This is a genomic window from Arthrobacter sp. QXT-31 (assembly GCF_001969265.1).
Lineage (GTDB): Bacteria > Actinomycetota > Actinomycetes > Actinomycetales > Micrococcaceae > Arthrobacter.
Genome location: NZ_CP019304.1, coordinates 2,413,319 through 2,425,084 on the forward strand (window position 1 = coordinate 2,413,319; position 11,766 = coordinate 2,425,084).

General features: G+C 67.4%; 11 protein-coding genes. 6 read left to right on the forward strand and 5 right to left on the reverse strand.

The genetic code is table 11. From position 1 onward, the window contains the following. Window positions 1-54: 54 nt before the first annotated feature. Window positions 55-1,413, reverse strand: coding sequence for an MFS transporter (locus BWQ92_RS10935; protein ID WP_076799535.1), 1,359 nt, complete (start codon window positions 1,411-1,413; stop codon window positions 55-57). Between the two features lie 270 nt (window positions 1,414-1,683). On the opposite strand from BWQ92_RS10935, the gene BWQ92_RS10940 reads away from it, so the two are divergent. Further along, complete coding sequence (locus tag BWQ92_RS10940) at window positions 1,684-2,667, forward strand: aldo/keto reductase (protein ID WP_076799536.1); 984 nt, start codon at window positions 1,684-1,686, stop codon at window positions 2,665-2,667. Here BWQ92_RS10940 and BWQ92_RS10945 read toward each other — a convergent pair. Further along, window positions 2,637-3,503, reverse strand: coding sequence for an amino acid-binding protein (locus BWQ92_RS10945; RefSeq protein WP_076799537.1), 867 nt, complete (start codon window positions 3,501-3,503; stop codon window positions 2,637-2,639). The two genes, BWQ92_RS10940 and BWQ92_RS10945, sit on opposite strands and share 31 nt — an antisense overlap. A gap of 246 nt (window positions 3,504-3,749) precedes the next feature. Here BWQ92_RS10945 and BWQ92_RS10950 point away from each other — a divergent pair, with 246 nt between their 5' ends. Both BWQ92_RS10950 and BWQ92_RS10955 read left to right on the forward strand, forming a co-directional pair. Next, window positions 3,750-4,727, forward strand: a complete 978-nt coding sequence (locus BWQ92_RS10950; protein ID WP_083706280.1) for an SMP-30/gluconolactonase/LRE family protein — start codon at window positions 3,750-3,752, stop codon at window positions 4,725-4,727. 98 nt (window positions 4,728-4,825) lie between these two features. Next, on the forward strand, window positions 4,826-5,902 hold the full coding sequence (locus BWQ92_RS10955; protein ID WP_076799539.1) for an FUSC family protein: 1,077 nt from the start codon (window positions 4,826-4,828) through the stop codon (window positions 5,900-5,902). A gap of 47 nt (window positions 5,903-5,949) precedes the next feature. Here the strand turns inward: BWQ92_RS10955 and BWQ92_RS10960 are convergent, their stop codons facing one another. Continuing rightward, the gene (locus BWQ92_RS10960; RefSeq protein WP_076799540.1) at window positions 5,950-7,314 is read right to left on the reverse strand and encodes an MFS transporter; all 1,365 of its coding nucleotides are present in this window, start codon (window positions 7,312-7,314) and stop codon (window positions 5,950-5,952) included. A 143-nt stretch (window positions 7,315-7,457) separates the two neighbouring features. On the opposite strand from BWQ92_RS10960, the gene BWQ92_RS10965 reads away from it, so the two are divergent. The 3 genes from BWQ92_RS10965 to BWQ92_RS10975 all read left to right on the forward strand — a co-directional run bounded on the left by BWQ92_RS10965 (window position 7,458) and on the right by BWQ92_RS10975 (window position 10,622). Next, the gene (locus BWQ92_RS10965; RefSeq protein ID WP_076799541.1) at window positions 7,458-8,207 is read left to right on the forward strand and encodes an IclR family transcriptional regulator; all 750 of its coding nucleotides are present in this window, start codon (window positions 7,458-7,460) and stop codon (window positions 8,205-8,207) included. A gap of 137 nt (window positions 8,208-8,344) precedes the next feature. Continuing rightward, the gene (locus BWQ92_RS10970) at window positions 8,345-9,529 is read left to right on the forward strand and encodes a 4-hydroxybenzoate 3-monooxygenase (protein ID WP_076799542.1); all 1,185 of its coding nucleotides are present in this window, start codon (window positions 8,345-8,347) and stop codon (window positions 9,527-9,529) included. Between the two features lie 61 nt (window positions 9,530-9,590). Continuing rightward, a complete protein-coding gene (locus BWQ92_RS10975; protein ID WP_076799543.1) occupies window positions 9,591-10,622 on the forward strand; it encodes an FAD-dependent monooxygenase in 1,032 nt (343 codons plus the stop codon). 37 nt (window positions 10,623-10,659) lie between these two features. On the opposite strand, the gene BWQ92_RS10980 is transcribed toward BWQ92_RS10975, so the two are convergent. Next, the gene (locus tag BWQ92_RS10980; protein ID WP_076799544.1) at window positions 10,660-11,094 is read right to left on the reverse strand and encodes an acyl-CoA thioesterase; all 435 of its coding nucleotides are present in this window, start codon (window positions 11,092-11,094) and stop codon (window positions 10,660-10,662) included. A 75-nt stretch (window positions 11,095-11,169) separates the two neighbouring features. After that, complete coding sequence (locus BWQ92_RS10985) at window positions 11,170-11,673, reverse strand: GNAT family N-acetyltransferase (RefSeq protein ID WP_076799545.1); 504 nt, start codon at window positions 11,671-11,673, stop codon at window positions 11,170-11,172. Between the last annotated feature and the right edge of the window lie 93 nt (window positions 11,674-11,766).

Sequence of the window (11,766 nt, forward strand, 5' to 3'; positions counted from 1 at the left end):
ATTCTTGGTGGGGCTTGCGTTCCCGGCCGGCGGGGTTGGGGCTTGCTGCCCAGCTTAGACAGGCAGCCGCTTGTTGTAGTTCAGGGTGAGCACCGAGGCCCCCATGATGATCGCGGATCCCACGAAGTAGAGCAATGCCCAGGTGTAGGAGCCCGTGGCGCCGACGATCAGGCCGACGGCGATCGGGGTGACGAAGCCGGAGATGTTGCCGCTGAAGTTCATGGCGCCGCCGAGGACACCGGCGTTCGTCCGGCCGCCCAGGATGGACGGGATGCTCCAGAAGAGCCCCACCCAGCGGAGGAAGAACATCACCACGGAAAGAAGTACGACGGCGGTGGTCGGGTCGGCGACAACGGTCACGCCGATGAGGCCGCCCACCACCACGACGCTGGAAATGCCCAGCAGCGTCCGCATGACGCGGTTGGCGGAGGCACCGGCGGCGCGCCACTTGTCGGCGATGGTGCCGCCGAGGATCTCGCCGACGAAGCCGGCGCCGAAGATCACGAACGTGGACCAGCCGATGGTCTTCAGGTCGAAGCCCTTGGCCTGGGCGAGGTACAGCGGTCCCCAGGTGAGCAGGCCGTAGAACACGCCGTTGAAGCCCAGCCAGCCAAAGCACATGGCCCAGAAGGAACGGAACTTCAGGTAGGGGAGGAGGGCGCGCTTGCCCTTGCTGCCGTCCAGCTCGGCCTCGGCGTCCTCCTCGGCGTGGGACGCTTCGATGTACTCGGCCTCGGCATCATTGACGCCGCGGTGCTGGCGGGGGTTGTCGCGGACGTACCACCAGACGGCCAGGCCCATGAGCACGGTGGCCGCGCCGGCGATGATGAAGGCGGTGCGCCAGCTGCCGGTGGAGGCGATGAGCCCGGCGATGATGATGCCGCCCAGCCCCGCACCGAGGGGAGCGCCGGCGTCAAGGATGGTGGCACCGCGGCCGCGCTCGGACTTGTGCATCCAGATGGCGTTCAGCTTGCCGCCGGCCGGCATGACGCCTGCCTCGGTGACGCCGATGCCCAGCCGGGCGATGAACATGCTGAGGAATCCGCCGGCCAGGCCGGAGGCCGCGGTGGCGGCACCCCAGCCGACGCAGGAGGCGGTCATGACCTTGCGCGGACCAAATTTGTCGATCAGCCAGCCGACCGGAATCTGCATCAGGGCGTAGGTCCAGAAGAAGGCGGAAAGCAGGAGGCCCACGAGCTCCGGGGCGAGGTTGAACTCCTTTTGGATGATGGGCAGTGCCACCGAAATGGAGCCGCGGTCGATGTAATTGACGGCGACAAGGACGAGCAGCAGCAGGAAGAGTTTCCAGCGGACGTTGGTGCGCCGTTGCACTCCGTCCTTTCCGGGCTTGCTGCCGCGGGTATCGGTGGATTGGGCCTGGGATGTCACTGCTTCAGTATCTGGGAGAGACACAGCTTCTCCTTTGCGGGAAGGGTGCGGACGGGAAAGGGGGATGAGTTATTAGGGGGCGGTGCGGCCGCGGTCGGCAGGTGGTTCCGGGCTGGCGCTTCTTTGGGGCCCCGGCAAGTGACTTCTGCCTTTGGGATCCCGCTTTGGGATCCCAAATTCAAGGTAAGGAGTGGCGTGGGACACTGTCAAGGGATTTCGGAAAAGACGGCCGCGGCCCTCCAAAAAACCAATTGTGACTGCCGCCGGACGGCAAGACATCGAAAGGAAGTACGAATGAAGACGGTCCGACTTGGAAACTCCGGCCTGGAAATCAGTGCCGTTGTCCTGGGCATGATGAGCTACGGCGATCCGGGTAAGGGGTCGCACTCGTGGAGCGTGGGACTCGATGAAGCCAGGCCCTTTGTACGGCGCGCCTATGAAGCCGGGATCACCACGTTCGACACCGCAAATGTGTACTCAGCCGGCTCGAGCGAGGAGATCACCGGCATCCTGCTCAAGGAACTGGCCCCCCGTGAAGAGGTCCAGATCGCCACCAAGGTCCACGGCCGGATGCGCCAGGCGCGCAACGGGGCCGGGCTGAGCCGGGCAGCGATCATGCAGGAGATCGATGCGTCCCTCACCAGACTCGGCACCGACTACGTCGACCTCTACCAGATCCACCGCTACGACCCGGTGACCCCGATCGAAGAGACGATGGAGGCCCTGCACGACGTCGTGAAGGCGGGCAAGGCGCGGTACATCGGGGCGTCAAGCATGTGGGCGTGGCAGTTCGCGCAGATGCAGCATGCCGCGGAGCTGCACGGCTGGACCAGGTTCGTGTCGATGCAGGACCAGTACAACCTCCTCGAGCGGGAGGAAGAGCGCGAAATGCACCCGTTCTGCCAGGCGACCGGGGTGGGCGTCATCCCCTGGAGCCCGCTGGCGCGCGGAAACCTGACCCGGCCGTGGGGTGCTGCCGGATCCGGGACCCGGCAGGACACCGACGAGTTCGGCAAGGGACTGTACAAGCAGGACGAGCACGCGAACAAGGCCATCGTCGACGCCGTCGCCGCCGTCGCGGACGAACGCGGCGTGCCGATGGCACAGATCGCTCTTGCCTGGAGTGCGGGCAAGTCCGCCGTCACCGCACCGATCATCGGGGCGACCAAGGAGCGCCATATCGACGACGCCGCTGCCGCCGTCGAGCTTGACCTGACCGAGACGGAGGTCCGGCGCCTCGAGGAGAGCTACACGCCCCGCAACCCCTCTGGCTTCTGACCTGCCCGCAGGGGCTCCCTGTGCGCCAGGATTTCGGCGAGCTCGGCGAGCCGGTGGGCGCGGGCCGATTCGGCGGGTGTAAACGGCTCGCCGGGACGGAAGAAGGTGATGGGCCCGTGCCAGGCGGTGGGAATCTTCAGGATGGTGCCGGCGTCGTTCGTTTCGGCGCCGCTGGCCTGGACGTGACGGGCTGACTCGCTGCCGGGGTCGAGGATCCTGGCGGACAGCAGTTCCGCCACCGCCAGCGGAAGTTCCCCCGGAGCGGCGGCGATCCGGGCGGCCAGGCTCAGGGCCTTGGTCTGGCCGTCGGCCATGGCCAGGGCGGTGGTGGGCCAGACCTGGGTGCTCCGTCCGCCGCCGTCCGCCAGCGCCTCCAGCAGCTGGCGCTCGCTGACCCCGCCCGGGGCGGACAGCACGAATTCGTCCATGACCCCGCCCCGGATTGGGTGGACGTGGATGCCCAGGATGTTGGTGTCCAGCAGCGCCAACGACCTGGTGATCCGCTTGAGGGAGCCGGGCTCGTCGCGGAGAACGGTCCTGGCCCGCCACAGTGCAGGGGCCGTGCCAAGCCTCCGCCGGTGGCGGAGTGCAGGGGCGTGGAGCCACCGCCGCAGGATCCGTGCGGCGGACGGTTCGGCCACCCAGATCACCAGGACGGTGGCCGTCAGCGTCAGGACCAGCACTTTGGCCACGTAGGGCAGGTGCGTCTGGACTACCAGCGCGTGCACCAGCAGTTCGATCGGGAGCATGACGGCGACATTGGCCAGGGTGAGGCGGGTCTTGGTCGGCTCGGGCATCTGCCCGCAGACTTCACAGCTGAGTTCGGAGGGCTTCATGCTGCCAGCCTGCCCGGCGCCTGTTACAGGAGGATTGCCCAGGCGTTCCGATCCCGCGAAACATCCGTCCGACTGGAGTTTTTGTACAGATAATGGCCTCTGATGGGGCTTTTTCGGCCAATATCTGTACAAAAACTCGGCTCCTTTCCGGGCCTCTGGCCAGCCTCCGGCCCGGTACCTAGACTGAAGGGACCAGCGTGCGGAGCTCCCGTACAACGGCCTGCTCGCACGAAAAAAAGTCGACTCGTGGAGAGCACCGCCATGTCCATCAGCATCAGTCCAGGCCATACACGCCGCCGTGCCGCCGCGGGATTCCTCGCCCTCGCCGCGCTTCTGGTCCCCGCGCCGGTCGCTTCCGCCGGGGACACGGATTCAGACGATGTTGCCCCGGTCATCCTGCTCGACGGCGCCAAGGGCGCCGAAGGCATCGCGGCCGCCGGCAGCACCAGGTTCTTTGCCGGTGACCTCATCACCGGGGACATCTACCGCGGCGACATCCGCAGGGACAAGGCGACCAGGTTCATCGATGCGCCCGAGGGCAGGATGGCCGTGGGCATGAAGGCGGACCGGCACAACGACCTGCTGTTCGTGGCCGGCGGCCCGACCGGCCAAGCCTACGTATATGACACGGACACGGGAAAAACGGTGAGGACCTACCAGCTGACCAAGAATGAAGCCTTCATCAACGACGTGGCGCTCACGGACCGCGGCGCCTGGTTCACCAATTCGCGCCAAGGTGAGCTGTACTTCATCCCGGTGGACGACGACGGCGACCTCGGCAGCGTCCGCACGCTGCCCCTTAAGGGCCCTGCGGCAGATACCAGCAAGCAGTTCAACCTCAACGGCATCGCCTACTCGCGCGACGCGCGCCGCCTGGTTGTGGCCCACTCCGGCAACCAGACGCTGTACACGGTCAGCCCGCGCACCGGCAACAGCACCGAGATCACCGGTGTGAAGGTGGCCAACGCCGACGGCGTCCTCGTCAAGGGAGACACCGTCTGGGCCGTGCAGAACTTCTCCAACCAGATCAGCCGGCTGCGCGTGAATTTCCACGAGTCGACGGCAAAGCTGCGTGAGGTCATCACCAGCCCGAACTTCAACATCCCGACGACGGCCGCACTGTTCGATGACACCCTCGCCGCCGTCAACGCCAAATTTGGAGTGCCGGACGCCACGACCTTCGAAGTGGTCACCGTGGACGCACGCACCAACGCCACCAGGTAGGGCCGTCCCGCCCTAAAGCCGCGCCCCCTTAAACTGGTAAGCGGACGCCAGGGCCGCCGTCGTCAGTTCCAAACTGCAACGAAAGGCGCGATTCCCCCTTGAAGCTGCTGGCCGAGATGTTCACCCTTGCCCCGGCAAACAAGGACCATCATGTTGCCACGCGGTGTGCCGTGGGCGTCTTCGTGCCGCTGATCACCCTCGTGCTGCTGGGCCGCCTGGACCTGGCGATTTTTGCGTCCTTCGGCGCCTTCACCGGGATCTACGGCCGCGGCGAGCTGCACCGCAAGCGTTTCTTCATCCAGGTCCGGGCCGGCGCGCTCATGCTGCTGGTGATTCTCCTGGCCACCCTGACCGCCCGCGCCGTGCACGCCGGCGGTGTCTCCCCGGTGGCCAGCACCTGGCTGCAGGTGCTGGCCACCACGCTCGTGGCCGGCGGCTGCTCGCTGGTGATCGCCCGGTGGCGGCACCGGCCCGCCGGCTCGCTGTTCCACATCTTCGCGTTTGCCGCGATCGCGTCCATTCCCAGCCAGCCACCGCTCTGGCAGTGCATGCTGGTGTCCGTCCTGACCACGATCTTCTGCCTGGCGGTGGGGCTGTCATCCCGCGTATTGCGCAGCCACCGGACCCCGTGGGAGATGCCGCCGCCCGTCCGGCTGACCGCCGAGGAGAAGCGGGCAGCCAGTCTTGAGGCGCTCGGCTACCTCGTGGCCGCCGGACTCGCCGGCACCCTGGCCACCCTCGTTGGTCATCGGCTCGGCTTCGGGCACAACTACTGGGCCATGGTGGCGGCGGTGGTTCCGCTGGTGGGACGCACCACGCGGCACCGCATCGCCCGCGGTGTCCAGAGGATCATCGGCACGGTGCTGGGGCTGATCCTGCTGGCGGGCATCCTGTTGCTGCAGCCCGTGCCCTGGCAGACCGTCCTGGTGATCGCCATCTGCCAGTTCGGTGCCGAGCTCTTCATCGCCCGGAACTACGTGCTGGCGCAGATCTTCGTGACGCCACTGGCCCTGAGCTCCACACTGCTCGTCTCACCTGCAGCGCCCGGCATCCTGCTCCGGGACCGCATCGTGGAGACGGTCATCGGCGCTGCAGTCGGAATCGCCGTGGTGCTGGCGCCCGCCGTGTGGACCCGGCTGGCGCGGCGGGCGCCGGCGGGGGTAGCGGGGCGGTAAAACGCTATTCGGCCACCCGCCGCGCCCGCGGGGGCCGGTTGCCGGGTTTAGGAACGCCCGACGCCGGACGCCTGGCCGGGCGCCGGCGCGATGGCGTGGGGGACGGTCACCAAAGCGAGCACACCCAGCAGCGCGGCACCGGCGAAGACGTAGAAGCCCCACGGGTAGGCGACGCCGGCGGCGACCAGCGTTCCCGCGACGGCCGGTCCCATGATCGCGCCAAGACGCCCGACTCCCGCCGCGAAACCCAGGGCCGTGCCGCGGAGCCGTGCCGGGAAGAGCTGGCTGACCCAGGCGTAGACGAGGACCTGCGAGCTGAAGACGAAGACGCCGGTCACGAACACGGCAGCGTTGAGCAGGAATTCGCTCTGCATCTTGATGCTGAGGACGGCGAGGAAGAGGGCGGACAGGCCGAACCAGAGGAGCACGATTTTCTTGGTGCCGTGCTTGTCGGCCAGGATGCCGGCCACGATCAGGCCCACAACCGCGCCCACGTTGAGCACCAGCAACAGCACCAGGCCGGTGCTCACGGTGTACCCGGCGGAGGACATGAGCTGCGGCAGCCAGGTGTTCAGGCCGTACACCAGCAGGAGCCCCATGAAGGATGCCACCGCAATTCCCAGGGCAACCAGCGGATACGGCTTGCGGGTGAGGTCGCGGAAGCTGGCACCGTCGTCGGTCTGGTCGGCTGCCAGCAGTGACGCCGGCGCGGCCTCGGGCTCTGCCGCCGGAACGGCGATGTGACGGTGCGGCCGGGCCGGCCCGCCCCGCCGGGCTTCTGCGGTTTCACCGGCGGCAATGATTTCGCCCTTGACCTCCGTGCCGGCTTCGACCAGGGGCAGGGTCTCAGGCAGCCTGAACCACAGGAACGGCACCAGCACGAACCCGGCAACCCCTCCCACCACGAACATGATGCGCCAGTCCGGCACCACCAGGATGGCCAGGAACGCGGTGGCCACGGCACCCACGTGATAGCCGGTCATGGTCCGGGTGGTGGACTTTCCTGCCGTTCCGGCCGGGGCGTAGTCGTTCATATAAGCGAGGGCCGCGGGCAGGCAGGCGCCGAGCCCCACGCCTGCGAGCAGCCGGAAGATACCGAACATGGCGACGTTGGGGGCGAAGACCACTGCGAGGGTGAACAGGGAGAACCAGGCGACGCACGCAACCAGCAGCCGGCGGCGTCCGAAGCGGTCCGAGAGCGGTGCGATGAAGAGCGCTCCGATGCCCACGCCGACCAGGGAGATGGTGGCGGCATAGGTGGCTCCCACGGCGTCGAAGCCGAGGTCCTGGGTCTTGATCAGAGTGGGAATGACGGTGCCCAGCACCACCAGGTCGAATCCGTCCAGCACCATGGCCAGCCAGCAAAGCCAGACGGGCCATTGGGAGCGGCGGGCAACAGAGAGCGTTGACATGGGAACCTCATTGTCCGGGTAGAGCTTTTTATGGAGTCGACGGCGGGGCTGCAGCTGCCGGTCTCGCATTTCGACATGAGAGTTGTATCACCAGGGGGTGTAATCTGGGACAACTCAAACCATTCAATGGAAGCGGGAGTGCGGTGGCCAATTCGGTTTCCGGGGATTCGGTGGTGGACCGCGTGGTGCGTGTCATCGCTGCGTTCCCTGCCGGCGCCACGGTCCTGCAGCTGTCCGAGCTGGCGGAGCGCGCGGATCTTCCCCTCACCACCGCCCACCGGCTGGTGCGGCAGCTTGCTGCGCACGGGCTCCTGGAAACGAGTCCGGGCGGGTCCGTTCGGCTGGGGCTGCGGCTGTGGGAGCTGGTGAACCGCAATTCACCGACGCTGGCACTCCGGCAAGCGGCGATGCCGTTCATGGAGGACATCCAGCACGTCCTCAACCAGAACGTAAACCTGGCGGTGCTCGAGGGCTGGGAGGCCCTCTTCGTGGAACGGCTCTCGCGCCGCGGATCAGTTGCCAACCGCGCCCAGATCGCGGGCCGGATGGCAGTCCACGTGTCATCGGCCGGGCTGGCACTGATGTCGCACCAGCCCAAGCACGTCCAAGTCGAGTACCTGGACCAGTTTGCCGATCCCGCCGGAAAGGTGAGCCGTGAGGAGGTGCGTGCCCTGCTGGCCGAGGCTGCGAACCAGGGGTTCGCCGAACTGGCAGGCGTGATCGATCCGGACACCTGGGGTATTGCCGTTCCCGTCCTGAACGGCCAGAAGCGCGCCGTGGCGGCGATCGGCGTCGTCGTTCCCCTGCGGGAGATGCGCATGCAGGCCCTGGTGCCGGCGCTCCAGACGGCGGCGCGGGGCATTGCGCGCCGGCTCAGCGAAGGTGCCGGCTGACGTCATTCGGCGCATGTGCTTCCATTCAGCGGAATAGCTGTAACGCCGAACACAGCTCCCGGCGCACACTGTTAGCCAGCAACCACCTTCCGCCCGGGCCCCGGCCTTTGGGCACACGCGACGGAGCGAGGAACACCATGGCACGACAGATCATCACCACCCAGGTGGCCATTCTGGGCGCAGGCCCTGCGGGGCTCATGCTGTCCCACCTGCTCGCCAAGGCCGGCATCGAATCGACCGTGATCGAAGTCCGCAGCCGCCAGGAAATCTCCGAGACAGTCCGCGCCGGCATCCTGGAGCACGGCACAGTGAACATGCTGGTGGAGGGCGGCGTGTCCGACCGTGTGCTGCGCGAAGGTGACCGGCACGACGGGATTGAGCTCCGGTTCAACGGCGAGAGCCACCGCATCGACTTCAAGGAACTGGTGGGGGAGTCGGTCTGGCTGTACCCGCAGACCGACGTCTTCATGGACCTCGCCGCCCGCAGGGAAGCCGACGGCGGCGACGTGCGCTACAGCGTCACCGACACCACCATCCACGGCATCGAGGACAATCCCAAGGTTTGGTTCACCGACGCTGACGGCACGGAGTACGAGCTGCAGGCGGATGTCATCGCCGGGGCGGACGGCTCACGCAGCCACTGCCGTTTCCAGATCCCCGAGGCGCACCGCAAGTGGTACTTCCACGAGTACCCGTTTGCATGGTTCGGGATCCTCGCCGAGGCACCCCGCAGCTCCGACGAGCTGATCTACGCCAACTCCGAGAACGGCTTTGCCCTCATCAGCCAGCGCACCGAAACCGTGCAGCGCATGTACTTCCAGTGCGACCCCAAGGAAAGCGTCGCCGACTGGAACGACGAGAGGATCTGGGCCGAGTTCCGCAGCCGGGTCAACGGCAACGGCTTCGAACTCAAGGAAGGCCCGGTCATCGACAAAATGGTCCTGCCCTTCCGCAGCTTCGTGCACACCCCCATGAGGCACGGCAAGCTGTTCCTGGCCGGCGACGCCGCGCACACCGTGCCGCCGACGGGCGCCAAGGGCCTGAACCTGGCCATCCATGACGTGAAGGTGCTGTTCGAAGGGCTCGACAGCTACTACAACAGCGGCTCCACGGCATTGCTGGACTCGTACAGCGACCGGGCCCTGGACCGGGTATGGAAGGCCCAGCAGTTCTCCTACTGGATGACCACCATGCTGCACACCCCCGCCGACGCCGGCGACTTCGCCCGGGCCCGCCAGCTCGGCGAACTGAACTCCGTGGTGTCCTCCCGGCACGGCCAGGCGTACCTTGCCGAGGCCTACACCGGCTGGCCCTCGGCCTAGCCGCGCCGTCGAGCCGGTGGCTGCCCGGGTGGCGTCCCGCCGTCGGGCTTAACATCGGTCCATGGAAGCCATAACCATCATCGGCGGCGGCATCGCCGGCCTCGCGCTCGCGGCCGGCCTGGACCCGCAGCGCTTCGACGTCGCCATCCATGAGCAGCGGTCCGGTGTGCCGGCGGTGGAGACGTCACTGGCCATGTGGCCGGAGGCGCCGGCGGCACTGGCGGTTCTCGGCGTGCTGCCGCAGATCAGGGAGGCGGGGACCACCTTCGGCGGGATGGCCCTGCGCGACGCCGCCGGCACTGCCCTGGTGGCACCCGAGGTGCGCGGGGTCATGGGCGTCTCGCGCGCGGACCTCATCCGGATCCTCGACGCCGCCGTGCCCGCCTCCGTGCACCGTGTCGAGGGCAGAGTGGATGATATCCCCGCCACAGGACCGCTGGCATCGGGCCTGCTGGTGGGGACTGACGGCGTGCACAGCGTGGTCCGCCGCGCCTTCTGGGGCACCAGGTCGCAGGCCAGGCTGACGCCGTACCTGGCATTGCGCGGCGTCCTTCCGGCGCCCGTCCAGGACAACGCCGGCGGGGAATACTGGGGGCGCGGACAGCTGTTCGGCATCACGCCCGCGGCGGGCGGCAGGACCTACTGGTACGCCTCGTTCCGCTCCGGCCTGGGCCCGGCAGGCGTCGATGTTGCCCAGGCCCTGGAACAGGCACAGGAGTGTTTCGCCGGAAGCGCGCCGGCCGTCCGGACCGTTTTGGAGCAGGCCACGCCAGAGGCCACGCTCGCGCAGCGGATCTGGACCACGCCCGGCCTCCGCAGCTTCATGCGGCCGGGCGCCGTCCTGGCCGGCGACGCCGCCCACGGCATGACGCCGAACCTTGGCCGCGGCGCCTGTGAGGCGATCGTGGACGCTGTCACGCTGGCGGAGCTTCTGAATGCCAGGCCCCTGGAAGACGCGCTCAGGGCCTACAACCGGCAGCGCGCGCTTCGGACCCAGCTGCTCAGGCTGGCCTCCTCCGCGATGGCGGGCGTAGCCCTCACCGAACGGGGACAGCCGCTGCGCGACCGGCTGCTGAAGCACGCCGCGCCTTAAAGCTCACGGCGCGTAGTGAACGGACGACGGCGGGCCGCTAGTCCTGCTGAAGCGTTTCGGTGAGGTGGTGGGTGGGGATGCGGTCGCGGTCGTACGTGATTTCGGTGTAGCCGTGCGGTTCCGGCTTGCCGGTGGGGCTCAGGTTCACGAACACGATCTCCTCGATCGTGAGGATGCTCTGCCGCGTGATCATGTTGCGGACCTCGGCTCGCATGGTCAGGGATGTGCGGCCGAAGCGCGTGGCGGTCAGGCCCATCTCGATCAGGTCACCCTGGACCGCGGAGCTGACGAAGTTGATTTCGGAGATGTACTTGGTGACCGCGCGGCCGTTGCCCAGCTGCAGGATGGCATAAATCGCCGCTTCCTCATCGATCCACTTCAGCAGGCTGCCACCGAACAGCGTGCCGTTGGCGTTGAGGTCCTCGGGCCGCACCCACTTGCGGGTGCGGAACGTGATGTCTTTGGTTTCCATAGCGCGAGATTAGCCGACGGCGGCCTGCCCCACCGGAGTGTGACGGCCGCCGTCGTTGTTCGAAACCGCGGCGGCTCAGGCCATGGCCGTGTGCGCTGCGCTGCGGGAATTGAGCTTCTTGGCGAAGCAGTACGAGTGCTCGACGCCGATGTACGGGCCGAAGTTGGGAACCTGGCTGAAGCCGGAGTTCGCGTAGAAGTTGCGGCCGTCAGTCTGCACCGAGCCGGCCTCCGCCGTGACCCGGGTAATGCCCTGGGCAAAGGCCTCGGCCTCGAGGGCAGCCAAGATGGAGCTCGCCACGCCTGAACCGCGGGTGTAAGGCAGAACGTAGAGGCGCTTGATTTCCGCAGTCCCGGAATCGAGCAGCCGCAGGCCGCCGCAGCCCACCGGCTGGCCTGACCCCTTGTCGTAGGCTACGAGGAACACCGCAGTGTCCGCCTCGGACGGTTTGGGCCCCGGCTCGTGGTCGGCAAACCCGAACCGGGCATCGAGTTCGGCCTGCTGGGCGGCCCGCAAGTCTGCGCCGACCGGGTTGGACCAGCTGACTTTCCGGATGTTGAGCCGGGGGTTGGTCTGCATCTGAGCCTCGATTCGCCGAAGGGGTGATGCAGATCAAGGCTAGAAGCGCGCCGTTACCGCGGTGTTTCCTGCCGGTAAGCGGCATGGGAACAC